Below are 22,880 nucleotides of genomic sequence, written 5' to 3'. Positions count from 1 at the left end.
AGATATTTACTCGGTAAAGTAAACCTCTCCCCTTTTCTTTTTACGACTGGGCTCATTTACTCATCCCTTCAATTGCGTAAGCTACAGATTTATAGTTATCATCCTTGATGATCTTGGCAAGTCCCATTGCCACGCTGGTCAGAGGATTCTCTGCTACATTAACATGCAGTCCGGTACCTGTTGCCAGTCTCTCAGCTAAATGGTTCACCTGGGATGCGCCGCCGGTCAGATAAATGCCGTGACGATAAATATCCGCTGCCAGTTCGGGCGGAGTTCTCTCCAAAATCACCTTTACATTATCGATAATCGTATTGAAATGCTCTTCCAGGGACTCATCCACCATTTTTGTGGGGATCTCACGTTCTACCGGAAGACCGGTCACAATATCTCTGCCGTATACGATGGCACCCTTGCCCTCTTCTTCCAGTTCTTTCAGGGCAATCTTTACATTTTCCGCTGTCTTGCCACCGATGATCAGTGAGAATTCTCTTCTGACCGCGGCACGGATGGCATCGTCAAATTTCATACCACCCACCTTGATCAGACGGCTTAATACGATACCACCCAAAGACAGAATGGAGATCTCCGTGGTCTCGTAACCGACATTTACCACCAGCACACCCTGGGAATTTTTCACATCGATATCCAGTCCCAGGCCGTCGGCTACCGCCTTTTCCACTACCATGATCTTTTTAGCTTTTACGTTTGCTCCCTTGATCAGATCGTAGAACGCCCTTTTTTCCACCTCAGTGACATCCGTCGGCACCGCAATGAAGAAATCGGAAGGCTTGGTATTGCCTTTTTGCAGATCTCCGATAAAATACTTCACCAGAGTCTCCATATTTTTAATATCCGCGATCACACCGTTGGAAAGCGGATAAGAAATATGAATATTACTGGGCGCTTTTTCATACATTTCAAATGCAGAGTTTCCGTAAGCAAATAAAGTATTTTTGTTCTCGATGGCAATCATATTCTTCTCGATCATAATGTTGTCATCATTGCGATTATAGATCTTTATATTGTTGGTACCGAGGTCGATACCGAATGCGTTGTTTGACACTGTCGTTTTCCTTTCTTATATCATCTCAATAATTTTTGTTCTTTAAAGCTAGTATACCTGTTATCCCCGATAATAATGTGGTCTAACAGTGGAATATCCATCTGTTCTCCCGCTCCAGCCACGTTGTCGGTAAGTTCCCTGTCCGCTCTGCTGGGCGTCGGATCACCGCTGGGATGGTTATGCACAAGGATGATATTCACCGCTTTGTCTTTCAATGCTTCTAAAAATATCTCTCTGGGAGAGATCAGAGCCATGTTCACACAGCCGTCCGACAGCTTTTTCTCCCGGATCAACTGTCCCTTGGCATCCAGACAGAGCAGATACACACATTCTGTATCCTTATGTCGCAGCTTCTCCATGAAATATTCCGCCACCATATCCGCACGGGTAAAGCAGATCCCGGTGCTTGCTCTCGCCCGGCTCATACGATTGGATAATTCAGCGATGCATTTTAATTTCACTGCTTTCACTATGCCGATCCCACGGATCTGTGTCAATTCCTCCACGCTTACATCGTGCAGACCCAAAAGTCCTTCCCTGGGATATTTTGCCAGTGCCAGGACCTTTTCTGCCAGCTCCACTGCGGAAGTATCTTTGGTTCCTGTCCGCAGGATGACTGCCAGAAGTTCCGCCTCCGTAAGGTTCTCCGGTCCGAATTGTTGGAATCGTTCATAGGGCAGCTGTGCGTTAATGTTACTTTGTTGTGTCAATTTAACAGGCATAAGTCTCCTTCTGCCTTCTCCGACGTATGATATCTAACGGATAAAACGATATACCACAAACGAAATGATCACACCGATCACACTCGCTATGGTAATATTGAACTCCAGCCCGAACGTAAGAATGATAAAACCAAGATTCAGTTCTACCGGACTGCTGAGTCCGAAATTTTGTCCGTAATTCAGAAAGGTACCGTCAAAGTAAGTTCCTATAAATCTGCCGATCACAAATCCGATCAGCACCAGTACAACCAAAACCCAATTTATTCTCTTCAAACTACTTCCTCTTCTTTCTTTCGTGTACACTTTCCGGATCCGATGGGTGCTCCCCGCGAGCCACCATCTTCCATACGTCTTTTAATACTATCACAAAAAGCTTCTTCTGTACACAAATTTAGTGGATTTTATTTTGCGCTTTTTCTACAGGATTCGTATTCCTTGGCAGGTTCTACATTGCCTGCCTTAGCTGTTCTTCTGTCACGATTCCCTTCTGCAGCAACGCCTGCAGGGATTTCAAAATGCCGAACTTGGCATGCTGCCAGGTCAGTCCACCCTGAAAATATACGGCATAGGGTGGCTTAATGGGACCATCTGCGGACAGTTCAATGGAGGATCCGGATACGAATGCCCCTGCCGCCATGATGACCTGTGCATCATATCCCGGCATATCCCAGGGTTCCGGTGTCACATGGCTGTCTACCGGAGCCGCTGCCTGAATTCCCTGGCAGAAGCCGATGACGCCTTCCGGCTGTCCAAACGTTATCGCCTGGATAATATCATGTCTGCTCTCCGTACCGTTCGGTACTACCGCAAAACCTAATTTTTCATAGACATTAGCTGCAAAGATCGCTCCCTTTAATGCACCCGCCGTCACAGTAGGCGCCAGGAAAAATCCCTGATAAAAATCCTTCAGAATGCCAAGAGATGCTCCTACTTCCTTACCGAGTCCCGGGGATGTCAGACGGTATGCAGCATTTTCCACACACTCTTTTTTACCGGCAATATAGCCACCAATGGGAGCCAGTCCGCCGCCGGGATTTTTGATGAGGGATCCCACGATCATGTCCGCACCCACATCGGAGGGTTCCATCGTCTCCACGAATTCTCCGTAGCAGTTATCCACCATACAGATCACATCCGGCTTGATGCCTTTGATAAAGGCGATCAGCTCGCCGATCCGCTGTACGGACAGGGTCGGTCTGGTCTGATATCCCTTGGATCTCTGAATGGTTACCAGATGGGTCTTCTCATTAATGTTTTCACGGATCTTATCATAGTCAAAGCTTCCGTCCGGCAGCAGGTCTACCTGGCGATAGGTTACACCGTATTCTGCCAGAGACCCTTTAGAAGGGCGGATGCCGATGACTTCTTCCAAAGTATCATAAGGCTTGCCTACGGGGGACAGCAGCTCGTCTCCGGGTCTTAAGTTGCTCATCAGAGCCAGTGCCAGTGCATGGGTACCACAGGTGATCTGGGGACGCACCAGAGCATCCTCTGTGTGGAACGTTGCCGCATAAACCGCCTCTAAGGTATCCCTTCCCAGGTCGTTATATCCGTAGCCGGTAGTACCCAGCAGGCAGGCTTCACTTACCTGATGCTGTTGCATGGCTTTTACCACCTTTAACTGATTATACTCCGCATTCCGGTCCACCTCGTCAAAACGCTCCCGCAGACTTTTCTCTATGACACATCCATAGTCATATACCGTCTTGCTGATCCCCATGGAAAGATACATTTCTTCATTACTGTTATTGCTGTTTTTCATAGATCCCTTTTTCTCCTAATTCCTTTATCATATATTCTAAAATTTTCTCTTCGTCATAGTCAAATTGCTGTTTATCCAGCCAGGTAACTGCGTTCTCCCTGCGGAACCAGGTCAGCTGTCTCTTGGCAAAATGCCTGGTGTCCCGCTTCAGAGTATACACCGCTTCCTCCAGGCTACATTCTCCGTCCAGGTACTCCAGGATCTCTTTATAGCCCAGCCCCTGCATGGATACCATTCCTCTGTGGCAGCCCATTTTTTTCAGGCTTCTGACTTCCTCCACCAGTCCTTCCGACAGCATTTCATCGATACGGGTTTCGATCCGCGCATACAGATTTTCTCTGTCATCCGTCAGGACAAAATAGCTGAAATTGTATGGGCTCGTGCGCTCTTTTTCCCTTTCATTATGCGCAGAGATGGGTTCTCCGGTCAGTTCATAATATTCCAGTGCACGGATGGTTCTCTTGATATTGTTTGTATGAATGTTCTCTGCTGAAACCGGGTCAATTTTTCTGAGCATGTCATGTAGTACTTCCGGTCCCTTTTCTTTCGCAAGCTGTTCCATTTTTTCCCGGTATTCGGTGTTCTCTTCGTTCTCCGTAAAATCAATACCCCGAAGCACCGCCTGAATATAGAACCCGGTGCCTCCCACCAGGATTGGGATATGCCCTCTGTCATAGATCTGTTCCATGCATTCCAGACACCGTTTCTGAAATACCACCACATTAAATTCTTCCCACGGCTCCAATATATCGATCAGATGATGGGGCACTCCCTGCATTTCCTCAGGGCGGATCTTGGCGGATCCGATATCCATATGTTTATATACCTGCATGGAATCGGCTGACAGGATCTCCCCACCTATAGCTTTCGCCAGGGCAATAGACAGTTTCGTCTTACCAACTGCGGTGGGACCGGTCAGCACGACCAGCGGTCTTTTTACAGATTGTGTTACCGACATAATTTTTCTTCCTTACACATTATCCATTATTCTGGGTGCAGTTTGCAGCATCGATAGCAATGACTAACATCAGCCCTTCCAGTTCGTCCTTAGGATCAGCAAAGTTAATCGTATAGGTATCTCCCCAATGGAACAGTTCCTTGGAGATATGAATGATACTGCTGCATCCGTTGTATACATCATAATCCCATCCCAGAAAATCTCCTTCCACGCGCCAGCCGTTATAATCAATCTCGTATCTGGGTTTGAAAAAAGAAAACTGTTTGCGGATCTCGCCTTTCACCTGCCCGCCGATTTCGATTTCAAATGCCGGAAGCAGGGTAAACAGCCGCTGCCTGATAACTCCCAGTTCACGATCATTTCTGTCATATATGTGTAACTGGTGTCCCAGGGAGAAAAATTCCGCCTTTACAAAGTATTTTGCATTTTCGTTCTCATCATAGACATCATAAGAATCTGTCCAGGAAAACACTCGTTGTTTGATCAGTAAACGCATTATACGATCCTCTTAAATTTCTTCTCCAGGTCAGTCTCCGTCATAGTAATGATGGTGGGTCTGCCGTGGGGACAATTATAGGGGTTATCCAGTGTCAGAAGTTCATCGATCAGCTGTTCCGCCTCCTGAAGGCTTAATCGGTTGTTACCTTTAACAGCTGCCTTACAGGACATGGATGCGATCTTCTCCTCGATGACCTGGAAGCTGCCGCGGTTGCCGGTCTCCTGGGACAGTTCATCAAGCACCGCTAAAAACAGTTCTCTCTCACTGCATCCATAGAGATCTACCGGGACACTGCGCAGGGCATATTCGTTGCCGCCGAAGGCTTCGATCTCGAATCCGAGCTGTGTAAAAGCATCCTCATAAGTATGAAGAATACTTTCCTCCTGCCCCGTCAGGCTGACAATGATGGGAGGCATCAGGCGCTGGGAAACCACGCTCTTTTCGTGGAACTGTTTCATCAGGCGCTCGTATTTCACCTTCTCATGGGCGGCATGCTGGTCAATGATGAACAGCTTATCCTCGAACTGGATCAGCCAGTAGGTATCGAAGACCTGTCCGATGATACGGTAGCGGCTGCGGTTCTGCACAGATAACAGTTTCTCTTCAAACAGATTCATCTGCTGAACAGCCTTCACCTCAGGTTCCTTATCTTCCGGCTGTGTCAGCGCAGGACTATCTTCCTTCGGTTCGATTACCTCAGCGGTCTCCGGGCAGATAACAGGCTCTGATGAAGTCTCATCCCTTGACTCCAGTGGTGCAGCCTCTACGAAAAAATCGTCCTCTTTCGATTCCGGTGTTGCCGCAGGTGCAATAGATTGTACCCCTGTCTGCTCACTTACCGGTTCCGGTTTACGGAGACTCGTCTGTATACCTGCATGTGTCTCCTGCCAGATCGGCTTCTGTATAAATTCCCTCCGGTCTTTCGGTACCGCCTCATATTTGGCAGCCTCCATGACGCGGTAGCTTTCTTCTCGTTTTTTCTCAAACACCTCCGGCGTGTGTTCCTTCCAGGAAGCTTTTCTGTCTTCCTGCTCCTTTTTCTGAATGGATTTTTCATCCTCTAAGGAAGCATCCGGGATCATTTCCCGGTTCCGCAGGGTTATTGCTATCTTCTCGCTCAGCATTCTGGCAAATGCCATGCCGTCAGAGAACCGCACATCCATTTTGGAGGGATGTACGTTCACATCCACGGTCTCCGTATCCATCGTAATATGCAGCACGCACAACGGAAATTTATGCTGCATCAAATACTGCTTATAACCTTCTTCAATGGCTTTGGCAATCACACCGCTGCGGATAAAACGACCGTTGATAAAATAGATCTCAAAATTGCGGTTGGAACGCACCAGTACCGGTTTTCCCAGATACCCCTCTACCTTAATGCCGTTTTCTTCCATCTGGATCGGTACCAGCTCCGCGGCGATCTCTCTGCCGTAGATCCGGTAGATGACTTCCCGCAGGTCACCGTTTCCGGAGGTATGGAATCTGGTCTGATTCCCCAGTACGAATTTGAAAGAGATATCCGGTCTGGACAGTGCCAGATGTTCCATCAGATCCGTGATATAACTCCCCTCCGTGGCAGGCTGTTTTAAAAATTTCCGGCGTACCGGCGTGTTGAAGAACAGATTCCTCATGAGGAATGTGGTACCGTCCGGCGCACCGATCTCATCAATGGACTGTTCCTTTGCACCTTCTAATACCATGCGGGTTCCGGTGAGGTTCTCTTTTCTCTTGGTGATGATCTCCACACGGGATACCGCAGCGATACTGGACAGAGCCTCACCGCGGAAGCCAAGGCTTGCAATATGGTTCAAGTCATCCGCATCTTCGATTTTGCTCGTGGCATGACGCAGAAACGCCGTGGGAAGCTGTTCCCGTTCAATGCCGCAGCCGTTATCCGTCACACGGATGAACTCAATACCGCCTTCTTTTGCCTCTACCGTAATCGCCGTGGAACCGGCATCTATGGCATTTTCCACCAGCTCCTTCACCACGCTGGCAGGTCGTTCTACCACCTCACCGGCAGCGATCCTGTCGATCGTCCGGGAGTCCAGTACATGTATTCCCATATATCTACCTATGCCTTTCCCTTATATCTAACCGTTCCAGCGGTTCTTCAGCTTATTCTGTAACCGGTACAGAGTGTTCAGTGCATCTAATGGGGTCAGCGTCGTCACCTCGATCTCCATCAGTTCCTTCAGAATATCCTCATCCGTCACAGTGTCGAACAGAGACATCTGTGCCAGATCCACCTCATCGTATTTGGGTTGCTTTTTTGCCTTACCATCGTTTTTATTATCGATAGCAATGCTCTGCACCTTTTCCGTAATATCATTGTCCGACAGTTGTTCCACGATCTCCTTGGCACGGTCGATGACCATGTCCGGCACACCTGCCAGCTTCGCTACCTGGATGCCGTAGCTCTTGTCCGCACCTCCTTTTACGATCTTACGCAAGAACACGATATCGTCGCCACATTCTTTCACAGCAATGCAATAGTTGTTCACATTGTTCATTTTGCCTTCCAGCTCGGTCAGCTCATGGTAATGGGTAGCGAACAGTGTCTTGGCTCCTAAAAGCTTGCGGTTGCTGATATGTTCGATCACTGCCCAGGCAATGCTCAATCCGTCAAAAGTGGAAGTACCTCTTCCGATCTCGTCTAAGATCAGAAGGCTCTTGGATGTGGCATTTCGTAAGATATTCGCCACTTCATTCATCTCCACCATAAAAGTGGACTGACCGCTGGCCAGATCATCCGAAGCTCCCACGCGGGTAAAGATCCGGTCTACAATACCGATATTAGCGGTTCTGGCCGGCACGAAGCACCCGATCTGCGCCATCAGTACGATCAGTGCCGTCTGACGCATGTAAGTGGACTTACCCGCCATATTAGGGCCGGTAATGACACTGATACAGTGGCTTCCATTATCCAGATAAGTGTCATTGGCAATAAACATATCATTGGTGATCATCTGTTCCACCACAGGGTGTCTTCCGTCCTTGATGTCAATAACACCCTTTTCATTTAACTTCGGACGTACATAATGATTTCGTTCTGAAACCAACGACAAAGACGCATACACATCCAGCTTCGCAATCGCTTTTGCGGTGTTCTGGATGCGGACCAGTTCCTGTGCAATGGTATCCCGTATTTTGCAGAAGACATCGTATTCCAGTGTCTGTAACTTGTCCTCCGCATTTAAAATAGTGTCTTCCAGTTCCTTTAACCGCGGTGTGGTATATCGTTCCGCATTTGCCAGGGTCTGCTTGCGGATATAGTCCTCCGGCACCAGATTCTTATAGGAATTGGTCACTTCAAAATAATAGCCGAATACTTTGTTATATTTGATCTTCAGATTCTTGATTCCGGTACGCTCTCTGTCCTCTTCCTCCAGCTGGGCAAGCCATTGTTTTCCGTCATGCTTGGCGCTGCGCAGTCTGTCTATGGTCTCATCAAACTGATCCTTGATCATCCCGCCTTCCCGGATGGACAGGGGCGGTTCGTCAATGATCGCTTCATCGATCAGCTGATAAATATCCTCCAGGCCGTCAATCTGCTCCCGGATTTCCGTCAGTTCTTCTTTTTCAAAGGCAGACAGCACTGTCTTAATAGGCGGCAGCATCTGCAGGGAATTCCGAAATGCGATCAGATCTCTGGGATTTGCCGTCTTATAAGTCACCTTACTGAGCAGTCGTTCCAGATCGTAGATGGGATTTAAGTATTCCCGGATCTCATCCCTGGAGATGGAATCCTGATTCAGCTCCTGAATGGCATCCAGACGCTTCTCCATCTCATCCTTTTCGATCAACGGCTGTTCGATGTAATTGCGCAGAAGTCTGGCGCCCATGGCGGTCTTCGTCTTATCTAACACCCACAGAAGAGAGCCTCTCTTCTGCTTCTCTCTGAGAGTCTCCGTCAGTTCCAGATTTCTTCTGGTGGAACTGTCCAGCAGCATATATTTGCTGGTAAGATAGGGATAAATATGGGTAAAATGCTCCAGATCTGTCTTCTGGGTATCATACAGATACTGTAACAGTGCTCCCGCCGCTAAAAGTCCCGTAGGGAATTCTTCGACACCAAGTCCGATCAGTGTATTTACCTTAAAATGTTTCATCAGGATCCGTCTGCAGCCGTCATCATCAAACATATGGGATTCCAACGCATTGACGGAGATATGTAAGCGGGACTTTAAATCATTCACATCAAAGCCACTGACTAAAAATGCCTCGTTACAGATGATCTCCGAAGGTTCGTACTTCATCAGTTCATCATTTAATTTTTTCAGATCTTCGACTTCGGTCACATAATAATCACCGGTAGTTACATCTGCCGCAGAGATACCGATGCCATCCGGAGTATAGGCAACGCTCAGCAGATAATTATTTTTGCCTGCTTCCAGAGATTGTACGTTTAAGTTGGTACCGGGTGTCACCACACGGATCACTTCCCTCTTCACCAATCCCTTGGCAAGCTTCGGATCCTCCACCTGTTCGCAGATAGCCACTTTATAGCCGCGGCTTACCAGCTTGGACAGATAGCCTTCTACGGCATGGTAAGGGATACCGCACATGGGCGCACGTTCCTCCAGGCCACAGCTTTTTCCCGTCAGTGTGATCTCCAGTTCCTTGGAAGCCACCAGCGCATCGTCGAAAAACATTTCATAGAAGTCTCCAAGACGATAAAAAAGGATGCAGTCCTTATACTGCTCCTTGGTCTCCATATATTTTTGCATCATTGGTGTCAATTCAGCCATGATCTTCTCCTGTTCTGTAAAAGGATCCACGACAAAGCGGACACGCAAAAGCTTGCGTATCCGCATCTATCTTAGCACAAAATATTGAGGTTGTAAATTAAAGAACCACTATGAAAAATGATAGTTTTTCACACTTACTGCAGCTTTGCTGCGCGTTCCAGTGCATCATCAATATGGGCACAGACATTTTCTCTGCCCACCTTATCTAAGAAGCCGCTCTTCTCCATGACATGCATGGGTTGTTCCCCTACATGAGACAGAATGATCTGGATGTTTTTCTTTTTACAGTCCGCATATAACTGCTCCAGATTGTGCATGGCTGTGGCGTCGATGGCGCTTACGCTGCGCATACGCAGTACCAGGCAGTTCATTTTCTCATCTAATGTGATCTTCAGGATCTTGTCCGCTGCGCCGAAGAATAAGGGGCCACTCACTTCATAGACCATGGTATTGTGAGGTACGACTCTTAAGGACAGGCTGTCCGCATCATCCTCATCATCCACATATTTCCAGCCTTCCACTTCCGTCACATCGCTCATACGCTTCATGAACAGAATGGCTGCCAGTAAAATACCTACCTCTATCGCTACTACCAGATCAAATACGACAGTCAGAACAAATGTAGTCACCAGAACGATAATGTCACTCTTGGGTGCAGTCTTGCACAGACCTATGAATTTACGCCAGTCGCACATATTGTAAGCCACCATGAACAGAATGGCTGCAATGGTGGGCATGGGGATCAGTGCCGCATAAGGCATCAGTACTACCAGAATCAACAAAAGTGTCACGGAATGCACCATACCGGCAATGGGGGTACGTCCGCCGTTTTTCACATTGGCAGCAGTTCTCGCAATGGCTCCGGTGGCGGGGATCCCACCGAACAATGCGGAAGTAATGTTGCCGGCGCCCTGGGCGATCAGTTCCATATTGGAACGATGTCTGCTGTTCACCATACTGTCCGCTACCACACAGGAAAGCAATGACTCAATGGCAGCCAGAATCGCGATGGTAAAAGCATCCGGCAGGACGTTCTGTACCATCTTCAGGCTGAAGGCGGGCAGAGAAATTGACGGAAGCTTATTGGAAATCTCATACAGATCTCCGATCGTATTTACATTCATGTTAAGTAGTGCAACCATGGCACTTCCCACCAGTACTGCGATCAGAGAAGGGGGAATCTTCTTGCAAAAGCCCGGCAGATACTGCCACAGAATCAGGATCAGGAGACTGATCACACCTACAAGCAGTGCCTGCACATTTGTGGTGGAGATGAACTGAAATACTGCTTTCAGTTTATCCATGGTCTCGATCAGCGGCTCTTCGCTGACAATGGTCAGTCCCAGGAAGTCCTTGATCTGTCCGATAAAGATCGTCACAGCAATACCGGAAGTAAAACCGGTGGTGATCGTATAGGGGATAAACTTGATCAGATTGCCAAGTCGTAAAAATCCCATCAGGATCAGGATCACACCCGCTAACAATGTCGCGATGATCAGACCGTCCATGCCGTTCTTCGCTACAATTCCTGCAACAATGGTGGCAAATGCCGCAGTAGGACCTGCGATCTGTACGCGACTGCCCCCTAAGAAAGAGATCACAAAGCCTGCGGTGATTGCTGTATAGATACCCTTTTCCGGTGTTACTCCGGAAGCCAGTGCCAGTGCAATGGATAAGGGCAGAGCAATGATCGCCACAATGATACCTGCGACCACATCTTTTACAAACTGTTCTTTCGTGTAGCTTTTCATCACTGAGAAAAGCTTCGGTTTCAATTTTTCCATAACATTCTCCTCAATATAATCTCCTCTGTAAAAAGACCCGTGTGAAATTATAAAATTTTTATAAAATCACACGGGTCTTATCATAGCTCTATTTTTTAGGCTTTGCAAGACTTTTTTATTATTTTAAACCTATTCTACAATACGGTTTTTACCGTTATTTTTGGCAGTATATAATTTCCGGTCCACAGAAGTAAACAATAGATCCAGCTGTTTATCAGCCTCATAACGTTCCATTCCACCGCTGATGGTAATATCCATCTGTCTGGTATTCTGGGAATATCTCCTTAAGCCTTCCTGGATATTCCGGAATGAATGTAACACTTGTTCCCGATCATCCTGTTCAAACACCAGCATAAACTCCTCGCCGCCGAACCGGGCTGCGATTCCTTTTCCCATCATTTCTTCCAGCATCAGTCTGCCGGCTTCCCGCAGTACATCATCACCGTATCCATGCCCATAGGTATCATTGACTGCCTTGAAATCATCTACATCCATCAATACGATCCAGAAGCTCTTCTCCGGCTTGCATATCCATTCATTCACCTGATTTACAAGATAGCGCCGATTATACAGCCTAGTCAGAGGATCATGGTTCGCTGCAAAGTTCAGATCCTCACTCAGACTCAGCAATTGCTTTCGTTGTTCCTCATAACTTCTGAGCAATTCAAATATCATGGCAAATACAGACACTCCCACAATAACAAAGGACCCAAGCGTAGTTCCTATTTTACCCGCTTCATCCATATTTCTCCATACGGAAGGCCGTTCAAAGCTGCTCATCATGATCACCAGATATTCCAGCAGTGTGACCGTAAAAGAAACGATCACCACATTTCTCGGGAAAAATATCGCCAGTCCAACGACCCCCAGGACAAGATATACGATAGAGGCATCCCCGTAGCAATAATACAAATAAGGAAATTCAATCCATACAAGTAGTAATATGATCAAGACCGCCGGTATTTGCACCTTTTTCGTAGTCCATCCGATAATGCCGATGGTCACGATCATCAGAAGACATATCCCGCAGATTATGGTCGGCAGTTTCGTACCGTGAATACAGAAATTGCAGATTGTTCCGATCAGATTTGCAGTGCACGCCGTTATCGTCAGTATCTGATACATTTTCCAGGACATGTCCTGTTCCAGTTCTATTCTCTTTTTCTTCTCTTGTTCTTCCATTTCTATTCCCTTTTACAATTTATTCATCTGTCATATTCATGGCTAAACCATATGGCCCATATAATAAAATCCATGACATTCATCCAGTGAAACATTCACAAGCTTCCCCACCAGCGATGCATCTCCCGGAAAATGTACCAGCGTATTATTTGACATTCTTCCGGTCACTAAGGAACTGTCATTTTCATTGATCTCTTCTACCAGCACATCGCAGATCTGTCCCTGATACCTGGATACCTGTTCTCTGGCTGTCTCCTGCACGGTCTTAAGCACCCGGTCAAACTGCTCCTTTACCAGTTCCTCCGGCACCTGTTCCATGGCTGCCGCCGGTGTTCCGGTTCGTTTGGAATAAATAAAGGTAAAAGCATTGTCGTATTTTACGCGACGGATCACATCGATGGTCTCGTCTACGTCTTCCTTCGTCTCTCCAGGGAATCCTACAATAATATCCGTAGTGATTGCCATATCCGGAATCTCCTTACGGATCTTCTCCGCCAGCTCCAGATACTGTTCCTTGGTATAACGGCGGTTCATTGCTGTTAATATCTTCGTGGAACCGGATTGCAAAGGAAGATGGAGATGTCTGCAGATCTTCTTGGAATGCTTCATCACCTCGATCAGCTCATCCGACAGATCTTTGGGGTGGGAGGTCATGAAACGGATCCTCTCCAATCCTTCGATTCTTTCTACATCCTGCAAAAGCTGTGCAAAGGTAATGGGCTCTTCCAGATTTTTACCGTAAGAATTTACATTCTGTCCCAGCAGCATGATCTCTACAACGCCGTCTGCCACCAGACCCTCGATCTCCCGGATGATATCCTTCGGATTACGGCTTCGCTCTCTGCCGCGGACATAGGGGACAATACAATAGCTGCAGAAATTATTGCAGCCGAACATAATATTGATACCTGATTTGAAAGAATACTTTCTCTCCACCGGCAGATCTTCCACGATCTTGTCCGTATCCTTCCAGATATCAATGACCATTCCCTCATTTTCAAACAGGGAGCATAACAGCTCTGCGAATTTGAAAATATTATGAGTTCCGAAGATCAGATCCACGAAGCGGTAACTGTTTTTAATCTTCTCGATCACGGTGGGTTCCTGCATCATACAGCCGCACAGTGCGATCTTCATATGCGGATTTTTCCTTTTATAGCCGTTTAATACTCCCAGTCTTCCATAGACACGCTGGTTGGCGTTATCTCTCACCGTACAGGTATTATAGATCACAAAGTCCGCATTCTCATCTTCAATGATCTCATAGCCGACTTTTTCCAGGATTCCCACCAGTTTTTCCGAATCCCTGGCATTCATCTGACATCCGAAAGTAGTCACACAGCAGGTAGGCTTTCTGCCCAGTTCTTCTCCAAGCTTTGCCACATGACCGGAGGCTTTCTCCATAAAATAATACTGTCTGTCGGTTTCGTTCATTTGTGTTACATTTGTCATATAAAAAATATTGCCTTTCTAAATATCTGTATCTATTATCTGTCTGCGTATTTTGTTGCAATGGCGATCAATAGTCCGGTCGTTTTTTCCATGGACTGTACACAGGCATACTCATATCTGCCGTGATAATTTTCTCCGCCGGTGCACAGGTTCGGGCAGGGCAGTCCCATGAAGGACAGTCTGGCGCCGTCGGTACCGCCGCGGATGGGAGATACTTTGGGCTCGATTCCCAGCTCTTCCATGGCAGCTTTCGCGTTGTCGATCAGGTGCATATGCTGCTCCATGATCTCCCGCATGTTATAGTAAGAATCTTTCATATCCACTATAGCGGTGCCTTCCCCATACTTCCGGTTCAGGAAATCCGCACAGGACAAAAACAGCTCTTTTTTCTGTTCAAACAGCTGTCTGTTATGATCACGGATAATATAGTCCGCAGTAACTTCCTCCACATTGCCGCATATAGCATCCAGATGGAAGAAGCCCTCATAGCCTTCGGTATACATTGGATTCTGCTCTACCGGCAGCAGCTTCTGGAACTCCTGCGCGATCAGAATGGCATTTTTCATTTTGCCTTTGGCAGAACCGGGATGCACACTTCTGCCATATACATGAAGCTTTGCCCCGGCGGCATTAAAATTCTCATATTCCAGTTCGCCCAGTGCACCACCGTCTACGGTATACGCATAATCTGCACCAAACAGTTTCACATCAAAATGATCCGCTCCGGCACCGACTTCCTCATCCGGGGTGAAACCAATGCGGATCTTGCCGTGCTTTTTCTCAGGATGATTTAACAAGTCTTCTGCCATGGTCATGATCTCAGCAACACCTGCTTTGTCATCTGCGCCAAGCAGCGTCGTTCCGTCTGTCACGATCAAATCTTTTCCCACATAATTTAACAGCTCCGGGAAATCCACTGTCTTCATAACGATGTTCTCTGCTGCATTCAGTACGATATCTTTTCCGTCATAATGCTCTACGATCCGGGGCTTCACATTGGTATCCGTCACCGCAGGCGATGTATCCATATGGGCGATAAATCCAAGTACCGGTGCATTCTCGTAGCCTGCGGATGCAGGAACGGTAGCATAGACATAGCAGTGCTCCTTATCATAAGTGATCTCTGTGGCGCCCATAGCTTCCAGCTCACTGACAAGCAGACCTGCCAGGTCATGCTGCTTCATGGTGCTGGGGGTCGTGGTGCTCTCTTCACTGGACTGGGTATCGATCTTCACATATCGCAAAAAATTCTCTATCGTCTTAGTCATAATCTCACTCCTAACGTTTCAACACAAATACAACTTATCCGGGCATGTTCTTCTCTCAAATTCGAATAGCCATACTTTATTCATCATATCATGGTGCCCGCATCGCTTCAATATTTAATTTTATTTAAAAGGTAATTTCGGCGTGATCGTTCAGAGCTTATAGGTTCTTATTTCCCGGCAGATTCCCTGCGACAGCATCACTACCGCCAGTAGATTCGGCACCGCCATCAGACCGTTACAGATATCCGAGAAATCCCATACCGCTTCCAGCGAACAGACCGCCCCAAAAAAGGCAAACATTCCATAGCACAGACGATACCACCCTGTCCGGCGACTATTTCCAGCCAGATATTCAAAGGCTTTCTCTCCCTGATATTCCCAGGCAATAATTGTAGCAAACGCAAACAATGCGATAGATAGTGCAAGCATCCATTCCCCCGGCCTGCCAAATGTGGCGGAAAATACAGCTATCATAAGCGCTGTTCCGTTCAAAAGCTCCCCCTGCGCATCCCTCTGTCCCAGCATACCGCTGGATGCTATGGCAAGCCCTGTCAGGGAACAGATCACAATGGTATCGATAAAAACTCCCGTCATGCTGATATAGCCTTGCCGCACCGCATCCGGTGTATCTGCACAAGCCGCACTAATTCCGGCTGCTCCGAGTCCCGCTTCGTTGGAAAATACTCCACGGGAGACACCATAGCGCATAGCCTGCCTGCCGGAACATAAGAATCCAATGCTCCCTCCTGCCATAGCTTCCGGGCAGAAAGCACCGCATAAAATCTGCAGAATTCCTGCCGGTAGATTATGGAAATGCGTAAAGATCACCATGCCTGTTCCGAACAAATAAAATACTGCCATACAGGGCACCAGATATTCCGTGACCCTTGCTATTTTATCGATTCCTCCAAGGATCACCAGAATTGTAAATATACCAATCACCAGTCCTGTCACTGTCCGGTCGACTCCAAAAGTCACTGCCAGTGCCTCCGCAATAGAATTCCCCTGTGTCATATTCCCCATGCCAAAGGAGGCTAGTACTGCGAATATTGCAAACAGTACCGCAAGGATCCGCCCCATACGTCTATACGGAAATGCATTTTGAAGAACATACATGGGACCACCCACCGGTTTTCCTTTGTGATCTCTTACACGATATCTGACACACAGCGTACTTTCCACCAGTTTGGTCGACAGCCCGATGATCCCGGACAAAAGCATCCAGAACAATGCTCCCGGTCCTCCCAGCACCATGGCAGTAGCCACGCCTACGATATTTCCCGTGCCTATCGTTGCCGCCAGTTCCGTAGTCAGTGCTGAAAAAGAAGAAACCCCTTCCCCATCTGTGCCTTTCCGGCTCTTAGGATGGAACACCAGCCCAAGTGCCGCCAACAGATTTCTCAGAGGAAGAAAGAACAGACTTATCATCAGATAGCAGCCACAGCTTAATAATAAAAAAATAAGCCAGGGTCCCCATACGATCCGGTCTGTCTTCTGTAAAAAGCCTGTTACCTCTGTGATCATAAAAAGTCTGACTCCCTGACTTATTTTTCTAAACTATATTCTTTATTTTTCTATTTTATACATTGATATCACTGTCCGGCTGCTTTGCCGGATTCCTGTATTTCCGGAATGCATTTACTGGATATCCGGCAGAAAACCCGGGATCTTTTCTGCGATCTCACGAATCCCGAACAAATATCCGATGCCTTTCTCCAGTTGTCCTTCGGAAGCATTGAGCAGTGTTGCGGTCAGATGCAACTTATGCTCTCCGTATTCCAGATCACACATATACTCGTCGTTATCGTTTTCCATGGTCGTCCGGGACTTCGCTTCTATTTCAGCTTCTTTATCCCACATGATCTGTGCATTGGTATCATAAGGCATCTCTCCTTCGATTTCAATATAGGTCCCGGAATTATAATCATGCAGATAGGACTGCATATAATCAAAATAATAAGGGGCATCTGCACCGATATCATCCCAGGTGACAGGTTCTGTCTCATCTTCCAGCACAACCTTCATGGCATAGAGTGTTCCGGTCTCAGAATCCACGACACACTCTATACTGACTCCCGTAACCTCCTCTTCCTTCATGCGCATACAGATGTCATAGGCCATGATCGCGACTCCATCCGACAGCTTTTCATCATACAAAATATATCGTTTGATGGAAATGTTATCTGTATCCATATTTTTGAAAAAATAATCCACCGGGATCACTCCCATATCCTGAAAAGTGTAATTCCATTCCGTATTTAAAATATATTCATCTATCAGACCATATATTTCACCATCTGTTGCAGCTTCATAATCTTGTTCAGAGATATAGTACTGTTTTCCCGCAGCGATACCGTCTGCCAGATTTTGAAGTCTGTGCATGGTGTCTGTCTCATACTCTTCCTTCCAGACGGTATAATCCGTTCCTGTATTTGATATGCTGACTGACCTGGTCAGCCTGCTCTTATCCTGCAATTGTAGCAACCCTTCCGGTCCTGCGAATGCAAATACGATCAGCACGAGCAGTCCACCCATACATAGTAGGAAATTGCGCCGGTTCTTATTCTCCTGTTTTTTCATATTCCGCCTTTTGCTCCCCTGTTGCTTTTATTTTTTACCACCTGCATTCCCCCGGGAAAATATAAGCGCATTACCGTGCCTTCTCCAAGCTTACTGTCAATCTTCAGTTCCCCCTGATGCAGGGTGATGATCTTCTGACAGAGAGCCATTCCGATGCCGGCTCCGCCTTCCTTGCGGGATCTGGACTTATCCACCATATAAAAAGCCTCCGTGATCCTCGCGATCTCTTCCTGCGGGATACCCCTGCCGTTGTCTACAACCTTGATCTCATAGCCCTGTGTGAGCTTACTTCCCTTCATCAGGATAAATCCGCCTTCTTCCACAGCCTTTACAGCATTATCCAGCAGATTATATAACAGTGACAAAAGCAGATCCCTGTCGCCTAAAATCACCCCTCTTTCCAGATTGATCTTTCCCCGGATCCCTTTGCGTTCAAAGGGGATCCGCATCGTATCCCGGATATTTTCCTCCAGTTCTTTCGTCTGAATCTTCTTGAATTCCAATTCCTGTCTGTCCATTCCCACCAGCTCCAGCAATTTGTGAGACAGACTTTCCAGACGTTTTCCCTGACTGAAAATATAATAGGTGGCTTCGCCCCGCTCCTGCTCTGTCAGTTCATAGGAGTTCAGCATATCCGCATATCCAATGATGGAAGTTAAAGGTGTCTTGAGTTCATGAGCAAATGCCGCCGTAAAATCCTCCTTCTGTTTTGCTTCCAGCTCTTTTTCCTCCATCTGGCGTACCAGTCTGTCCGTCATCCGGTTAAAGCTCCGGGACAGTTCTCCGATCTCATCTGCACCCTGATAGGCAGCCCTCTTCTCCAGATTTCCCTCGGCAATCCTCCCCGCCGTGCGGTTTAACTGCTCTATGGGCCGGGTCAGATATCTGGACAGTAAAAATGCTGCCAGACCACCGATCACCAGCAGACCTGCCAGAGCAATACCATATTGCCGCATCATATTGCTCCGCTCTTCATAAATGCCGCTCAGGTCCTTCAGGATCCCAAGATATACCATATCTGCCGAATCCGTCGCCTGATCTGTGATAATGCTGAGCAGATAATAACGCGTTCCTACCTTGCGGACACCGTAGACCTGATCTGCACCGGGATCCATGGTGCGGATCATTTCTTCCGCAAGCCTCCTGATCTCATCCTGTGGCAGTTTCAGGCTGCCCTCCAGAGTGATCGTGCCATCCGTTTCAAGGATCATACATTCCGTACCGTTCTGATCCGTCATCCGTTCTGTTGCGGAATTTCCCGCCTGTATCCCCGCGAATTCTGCTCCGTATTTTTCCATGTTCTGATACACCATATCATAAATGGTCTGAAAGAGCAGGTTCTCACGTTTTCCCTGCTCCGTCTCCCGTTCTAACATACGGTTAAAATAGAAAAACAGCATAAAGCTTCCAAACAGCATGAAGGCTACCGTAAGAAGTGCTGTGATGGAAAAAAATAATTTATACGTGAACTTCATTCAAACGATACCCCACTTTATATACCGCTATTATAATATTTTCCCAATGTAACTTTTTCTTCAGCCGCTGCACATGCAGATCCACGGTACGGCTCTGTCCCATATATTCACCACCCCATACAGTCTCGTATATGGTTTCCCGATACAACGCCCTGTTTTTATTTCTGGCAAATAATAACAGCAGATCGAATTCCTTCGGTGTCAGATAGATTTCCTCCCCGTCCAGAGTCACTCTGTGGGATGCCGTGTCAATGGTGGCATTACACGCCCGGATGACCGTCTCCGTCTTATGATATCTACGCAGCACCGCCTCCACTCTGGCAAGCAGTTCTACGATCTCAAACGGCTTGGGCAGATAATCATCCGCCCCCATTCGGAGTCCTTTCACCTTATGTTCTGTAGATCCCAGCGCCGTCAGGAAGATCACCGGCAGCTCACAGGCTTTCGCATAATCCATCAGCTCATAGCCGTTGATCCCCGGCAGCATGATATCTAACAATGCCAGGTCATACTTCTCCCGTTCCATAAGATCTGCCGCGCTTTTTCCATCCGGCGCCCAGGTACACAGATACCCTGCCTTGGTCAGATTCATCCGGATCAGATTAGCGATCGGCTCTTCATCTTCCGCAATTAATATCCTGAACATTTCTTCTGCCCCTCATTCTATAAATTCTTATATTACTTTAACTCCTGATTGTATCCATTTTGTATCATCCAAAGCTATGCACTCTTTTCTTCTCTGTTCATACCATATAATAAATGTTTTTACGGAAAGGAAAGCGGATTGCTATGAAAGATTATTCTTTCGAGGAACCTTTTGAAAAATATCCTCTTGCCATGGCTTATGTCCCCTGGCAGCATTTTACGCAAATGTATGAAAATCTGGAAAAAGGCTACAAAGCCGGTACCATTTTCCCCGAACTTGACAAACCCTTTACAGGAAGGAGATGTATCAAATGAACAGCGAAGAAAAAAAGCTGCATGATATCGGCATCGCTGATTTCGTCCTGACAGATCTGATGCTGTATCTGGACACCCACCCTTCGGATCAAAAAGCCATGGAATACTTCAATCACTACGCACGGATCAAAACACAGATGGAGCGGGAATTCGCCAGAGATCATTACCCACTGCGCAAGGATCTCGCCGAAAGTAACAGGGACTGGCGCTGGGGCAGTGCCCCTCTCCCCTGGGAAGGAGGCTGTAACTGATGTGGAACTATGAAAAAAGACTGCAATTTCCGATAAATATAAAAGAGCCCAACGCGAAGCTGGCGCAGGTCATCATCTCCCAGTACGGCGGACCGGACGGTGAAATGGGGGCCAGCATGCGTTACCTGTCACAACGGTATTCCATGCCTTATAAGGAAGTAGCCGGACTGCTTACTGATATAGGGACCGAAGAATCAGTTTAGTGATGCTGTATGTGGATATTTCAAAACAAAAAGCGGAGAACATTCGCACCTGTTCTCCGCCCTTCAATTTACCATGTAACTTACTATTATGTCAATTATAGAATGCCGCCTGCAGGCTGTTATATCCCGCCTTACCATCGGATGTGAGATTAAGCTTTTTCTGCAGCTTGATTGTCTCCGCTCTAGCAGTCTTGCCATACCTGCCATCGGTGTCCTGATTACTTCCAAGGATCTCGTTACAACGTGTCTGCCACCATCTGGCTACCTCACCGGTAGATCCCACCTTATATGTAAGCCCTAAACGCTTTGCCTGCAAGCAGATCTGCTTGCGGACATACTGGGTGTTCTTTCCGTCCTTACCATCCTCTGTAAGCTTACGACCGTATGCATCCCTGTATCCGTCTGCGTTGGCCGCCTTCTGGAAGTTCTGAATATTGATATTACAGGTCTCTTCCCTCTGCGCCGGAACAGAAGATACCATTTCAAAGTCAGTATAAAAAATGTTTATGTCGCACTTTCCGCTGATTCCGGGAACAGATCCAGAAGAAGTGTACTGCCAAATGTCTGCAAGGTTCAGCTCTGCATCTGTCAGGCTGGTGCCGTATCTTGCATACCAAACATATACCTTTCCCAGCGCTGCAACTATCTTATCCATGTTAAAATAATTTTTGAGATAATCCCTATTAGTGTAAATGACTGGGACATGTCCTCTTTCCTTTACTCTCGTCAAGAACGCAATGGCCATATTCGTTGCCAAATCTTTTGTGATGTTCACACCCTTCGTTCTGGCATATCTTACGGTATCATATTCGAGATCATATGCAACCGGACATTTTTGCCAGTACTTTTCCACCTGATCACAGCAATAGTCCGCTTCATTTTTTGCCATAATCACAGATAAGGCATACGAAAACCAGTAAATGACAGCTGCCACTCCCAAATTAAAGCATGCCAGCGCATTGCTCACAAATTTTTCGTCTACATTATTCTTACCGTAACCGGCGCGGATACCGATACGCTTGTAGCCAGCATCTCTCACTCTTTTAATGTTTACATTCCCGTTATGTTTGGAAATGTCAGGTCCTTTATACAATGCTTGTTTCATGTTACTCCTCCTTCTTTCCGTCAAAGTCCAGCAGATTCCTCAGCAGCTCGTACATACCAGTGGCCGCCAGTCCGGAGATCATACCGCCAAGTACAACCTCTGCATTGATACCGGCCTGCAAGTGGATAATTATTGCTATGATGGTTCCCATGCTCAATGATGCCAACGGAATAAACTTGTTCGGAAATTTGTCAAATGCTTCCTTCAGCACATAACCAGTCAACAGACAGATGCCCAAAATAATAGGGTCTACGAGTTGCAATAAAAATGATAAATCCATAATGTTATCCTCTCTTTCTTAAAATGCCTGGACCGCTGCGAAGATCAGTCCGGTAATCAGGAATGTAATGATTGCTCCTACTGCAGTATTAAATAGTGTTCGTTTTGCATCGCTCCACTCTTTCCCCGGAGCATTCTCCATCTCGTCCACACGACTGTCCATCTTTTCGACCTTCTTATCAAGGTTAGATACCGTCTCATTCGTGTGCTTCACTTCTTCAACCAGCTTAATCATCGTATTCGACATGATATGTATCTCCTTAACAACAGGTGCAAGTTCTTCCAATCTATGTGTATTTGATTTTGCCCTCTGCTCTACTTCTGTAAGTCTGTGTTCGATATCAAGTTCATCCATTATCCTCACCACCTCCGGAGCTTTCTACGATAAGTGTAAATTAAAAAGAGAGGTTATTTCTAACCTCTCAGATTCTTTTTTTACATATTCTGTTACTCTATTAAATGGCAATTTAAAAATGACAGATTTAAGATTTAGTAACTCTATTACCGGAAAAGCTTATGCCGATGCGGGTATCACAAGTGTATTGGGTTGTGCAAAACAGTATTCTCCGTATGGAATAAGTTA

21 protein-coding genes and 1 pseudogene are annotated in these 22,880 nt (G+C 46.8%); 3 read left to right on the top strand and 19 right to left on the bottom strand.

Annotated features, from left to right (window positions below):
• Nucleotides 1-52 precede the first annotated feature (52 nt).
• From mreB to FYJ59_RS05610, 16 genes are all read right to left on the bottom strand, one after another.
• Entirely contained in the window at nt 53-1,063 is a 1,011-nt protein-coding gene (gene mreB / locus FYJ59_RS05685; protein ID WP_328597206.1) for a rod shape-determining protein, read from the bottom strand.
• A 20-nt stretch (nt 1,064-1,083) separates the two neighbouring features.
• Complete coding sequence (radC, locus tag FYJ59_RS05680) at nt 1,084-1,785, bottom strand: RadC family protein (RefSeq protein ID WP_154495876.1); 702 nt, start codon at nt 1,783-1,785, stop codon at nt 1,084-1,086.
• 33 nt (nt 1,786-1,818) lie between these two features.
• Entirely contained in the window at nt 1,819-2,058 is a 240-nt protein-coding gene (locus tag FYJ59_RS05675) for a DUF4321 domain-containing protein (protein ID WP_022154427.1), read from the bottom strand.
• A gap of 172 nt (nt 2,059-2,230) precedes the next feature.
• Nucleotides 2,231-3,547 carry a methionine gamma-lyase family protein gene (locus tag FYJ59_RS05670; RefSeq protein WP_154495874.1) on the bottom strand — a complete coding sequence of 439 codons (1,317 nt, stop codon included), beginning with the start codon at nt 3,545-3,547 and terminating at the stop codon, nt 2,231-2,233.
• A complete protein-coding gene (gene miaA, locus FYJ59_RS05665) occupies nt 3,531-4,505 on the bottom strand; it encodes a tRNA (adenosine(37)-N6)-dimethylallyltransferase MiaA (protein WP_118546908.1) in 975 nt (324 codons plus the stop codon). Before miaA ends, FYJ59_RS05670 begins: the two co-directional genes overlap by 17 nt.
• 19 nt (nt 4,506-4,524) lie before the next feature.
• A complete protein-coding gene (locus FYJ59_RS05660; protein WP_022154430.1) occupies nt 4,525-5,001 on the bottom strand; it encodes an LURP-one-related/scramblase family protein in 477 nt (158 codons plus the stop codon).
• The gene (mutL, locus tag FYJ59_RS05655) at nt 5,001-7,073 is read right to left on the bottom strand and encodes a DNA mismatch repair endonuclease MutL (RefSeq protein ID WP_154495873.1); all 2,073 of its coding nucleotides are present in this window, start codon (nt 7,071-7,073) and stop codon (nt 5,001-5,003) included. The genes FYJ59_RS05660 and mutL overlap by 1 nt, the downstream gene beginning before the upstream one ends.
• A gap of 27 nt (nt 7,074-7,100) precedes the next feature.
• Nucleotides 7,101-9,758 carry a DNA mismatch repair protein MutS gene (mutS, locus tag FYJ59_RS05650; protein ID WP_154495872.1) on the bottom strand — a complete coding sequence of 886 codons (2,658 nt, stop codon included), beginning with the start codon at nt 9,756-9,758 and terminating at the stop codon, nt 7,101-7,103.
• A 134-nt stretch (nt 9,759-9,892) separates the two neighbouring features.
• The gene (locus FYJ59_RS05645; RefSeq protein ID WP_154495871.1) at nt 9,893-11,542 is read right to left on the bottom strand and encodes a SulP family inorganic anion transporter; all 1,650 of its coding nucleotides are present in this window, start codon (nt 11,540-11,542) and stop codon (nt 9,893-9,895) included.
• Between the two features lie 129 nt (nt 11,543-11,671).
• Nucleotides 11,672-12,724 carry a GGDEF domain-containing protein gene (locus FYJ59_RS05640; RefSeq protein WP_154495870.1) on the bottom strand — a complete coding sequence of 351 codons (1,053 nt, stop codon included), beginning with the start codon at nt 12,722-12,724 and terminating at the stop codon, nt 11,672-11,674.
• Nucleotides 12,725-12,766: 42 nt separating this feature from the next.
• Nucleotides 12,767-14,176: a tRNA (N6-isopentenyl adenosine(37)-C2)-methylthiotransferase MiaB gene (gene miaB / locus FYJ59_RS05635; RefSeq protein ID WP_154495869.1), complete on the bottom strand. Its 1,410-nt coding sequence runs from the start codon at nt 14,174-14,176 to the stop codon at nt 12,767-12,769.
• A gap of 35 nt (nt 14,177-14,211) precedes the next feature.
• A complete protein-coding gene (gene pepT / locus FYJ59_RS05630; protein WP_154495868.1) occupies nt 14,212-15,444 on the bottom strand; it encodes a peptidase T in 1,233 nt (410 codons plus the stop codon).
• A 150-nt stretch (nt 15,445-15,594) separates the two neighbouring features.
• The gene (locus tag FYJ59_RS05625) at nt 15,595-16,968 is read right to left on the bottom strand and encodes an alanine/glycine:cation symporter family protein (RefSeq protein WP_154495867.1); all 1,374 of its coding nucleotides are present in this window, start codon (nt 16,966-16,968) and stop codon (nt 15,595-15,597) included.
• A 114-nt stretch (nt 16,969-17,082) separates the two neighbouring features.
• On the bottom strand, nt 17,083-18,024 hold the full coding sequence (locus FYJ59_RS05620) for a hypothetical protein (RefSeq protein ID WP_154495866.1): 942 nt from the start codon (nt 18,022-18,024) through the stop codon (nt 17,083-17,085).
• A complete protein-coding gene (locus tag FYJ59_RS05615) occupies nt 18,021-19,499 on the bottom strand; it encodes a sensor histidine kinase (RefSeq protein ID WP_154495864.1) in 1,479 nt (492 codons plus the stop codon). The genes FYJ59_RS05620 and FYJ59_RS05615 overlap by 4 nt, the downstream gene beginning before the upstream one ends.
• A complete protein-coding gene (locus FYJ59_RS05610; protein ID WP_154495862.1) occupies nt 19,483-20,145 on the bottom strand; it encodes a response regulator transcription factor in 663 nt (220 codons plus the stop codon). Before FYJ59_RS05610 ends, FYJ59_RS05615 begins: the two co-directional genes overlap by 17 nt.
• A 143-nt stretch (nt 20,146-20,288) precedes the next feature.
• On the opposite strand from FYJ59_RS05610, the gene FYJ59_RS05605 reads away from it, so the two are divergent.
• The 3 genes and pseudogenes from FYJ59_RS05605 to FYJ59_RS05595 all read left to right on the top strand — a co-directional run.
• A complete protein-coding gene (locus FYJ59_RS05605; RefSeq protein WP_154495860.1) occupies nt 20,289-20,459 on the top strand; it encodes a spore coat associated protein CotJA in 171 nt (56 codons plus the stop codon).
• Nucleotides 20,456-20,710 (top strand): spore coat protein CotJB, encoded by a 255-nt coding sequence (locus tag FYJ59_RS05600; protein ID WP_235897932.1) that lies wholly within the window; start codon nt 20,456-20,458, stop codon nt 20,708-20,710. Before FYJ59_RS05605 ends, FYJ59_RS05600 begins: the two co-directional genes overlap by 4 nt.
• Nucleotides 20,710-20,904: pseudogene (locus tag FYJ59_RS05595) on the top strand (manganese catalase family protein); the annotation flags it as partial. The gene FYJ59_RS05600 and the pseudogene FYJ59_RS05595, both read left to right, overlap by 1 nt.
• Nucleotides 20,905-21,004: 100 nt before the next feature.
• On the opposite strand, the gene FYJ59_RS05590 reads toward FYJ59_RS05595, so the two are convergent.
• Genes FYJ59_RS05590 through FYJ59_RS05580 form a run of 3 tightly spaced genes read right to left on the bottom strand, consistent with a single transcriptional unit; the run spans nt 21,005 to nt 22,652 of the window.
• Entirely contained in the window at nt 21,005-22,018 is a 1,014-nt protein-coding gene (locus FYJ59_RS05590) for a GH25 family lysozyme (RefSeq protein ID WP_154495853.1), read from the bottom strand.
• Nucleotide 22,019: 1 nt separating this feature from the next.
• Nucleotides 22,020-22,298, bottom strand: coding sequence for a phage holin family protein (locus FYJ59_RS05585; RefSeq protein WP_154495851.1), 279 nt, complete (start codon nt 22,296-22,298; stop codon nt 22,020-22,022).
• Between the two features lie 18 nt (nt 22,299-22,316).
• Complete coding sequence (locus FYJ59_RS05580; protein ID WP_154495849.1) at nt 22,317-22,652, bottom strand: hypothetical protein; 336 nt, start codon at nt 22,650-22,652, stop codon at nt 22,317-22,319.
• Nucleotides 22,653-22,880: the final 228 nt, after the last annotated feature.

The organism is Waltera intestinalis (assembly GCF_009695995.1).
Lineage (GTDB): Bacteria > Bacillota > Clostridia > Lachnospirales > Lachnospiraceae > Acetatifactor > Acetatifactor intestinalis.
This window is presented reverse-complemented; position numbering and strand designations above follow the sequence as displayed.

Excerpts from the sequence above, each read along its gene's own strand:
- radC (WP_154495876.1), bottom strand. The coding sequence starts at position 1,785 with ATGCCTGTTAAATTGACACAACAAAGTAACATTAACGCACAGCTGCCC.
- FYJ59_RS05670 (WP_154495874.1), bottom strand. The coding sequence starts at position 3,547 with ATGAAAAACAGCAATAACAGTAATGAAGAAATGTATCTTTCCATGGGG.
- miaA (WP_118546908.1), bottom strand. The coding sequence starts at position 4,505 with ATGTCGGTAACACAATCTGTAAAAAGACCGCTGGTCGTGCTGACCGGT.
- FYJ59_RS05660 (WP_022154430.1), bottom strand. The coding sequence starts at position 5,001 with ATGCGTTTACTGATCAAACAACGAGTGTTTTCCTGGACAGATTCTTAT.
- mutL (WP_154495873.1), bottom strand. The coding sequence starts at position 7,073 with ATGGGAATACATGTACTGGACTCCCGGACGATCGACAGGATCGCTGCC.
- mutS (WP_154495872.1), bottom strand. The coding sequence starts at position 9,758 with ATGGCTGAATTGACACCAATGATGCAAAAATATATGGAGACCAAGGAG.
- FYJ59_RS05645 (WP_154495871.1), bottom strand. The coding sequence starts at position 11,542 with ATGGAAAAATTGAAACCGAAGCTTTTCTCAGTGATGAAAAGCTACACG.
- FYJ59_RS05640 (WP_154495870.1), bottom strand. The coding sequence starts at position 12,724 with ATGGAAGAACAAGAGAAGAAAAAGAGAATAGAACTGGAACAGGACATG.
- miaB (WP_154495869.1), bottom strand. The coding sequence starts at position 14,176 with ATGACAAATGTAACACAAATGAACGAAACCGACAGACAGTATTATTTT.
- pepT (WP_154495868.1), bottom strand. The coding sequence starts at position 15,444 with ATGACTAAGACGATAGAGAATTTTTTGCGATATGTGAAGATCGATACC.
- FYJ59_RS05625 (WP_154495867.1), bottom strand. The coding sequence starts at position 16,968 with ATGATCACAGAGGTAACAGGCTTTTTACAGAAGACAGACCGGATCGTA.
- FYJ59_RS05620 (WP_154495866.1), bottom strand. The coding sequence starts at position 18,024 with ATGAAAAAACAGGAGAATAAGAACCGGCGCAATTTCCTACTATGTATG.
- FYJ59_RS05615 (WP_154495864.1), bottom strand. The coding sequence starts at position 19,499 with ATGAAGTTCACGTATAAATTATTTTTTTCCATCACAGCACTTCTTACG.
- FYJ59_RS05610 (WP_154495862.1), bottom strand. The coding sequence starts at position 20,145 with ATGTTCAGGATATTAATTGCGGAAGATGAAGAGCCGATCGCTAATCTG.
- FYJ59_RS05605 (WP_154495860.1), top strand. The coding sequence starts at position 20,289 with ATGAAAGATTATTCTTTCGAGGAACCTTTTGAAAAATATCCTCTTGCC.
- FYJ59_RS05600 (WP_235897932.1), top strand. The coding sequence starts at position 20,456 with ATGAACAGCGAAGAAAAAAAGCTGCATGATATCGGCATCGCTGATTTC.
- FYJ59_RS05590 (WP_154495853.1), bottom strand. The coding sequence starts at position 22,018 with ATGAAACAAGCATTGTATAAAGGACCTGACATTTCCAAACATAACGGG.
- FYJ59_RS05585 (WP_154495851.1), bottom strand. The coding sequence starts at position 22,298 with ATGGATTTATCATTTTTATTGCAACTCGTAGACCCTATTATTTTGGGC.
- FYJ59_RS05580 (WP_154495849.1), bottom strand. The coding sequence starts at position 22,652 with ATGGATGAACTTGATATCGAACACAGACTTACAGAAGTAGAGCAGAGG.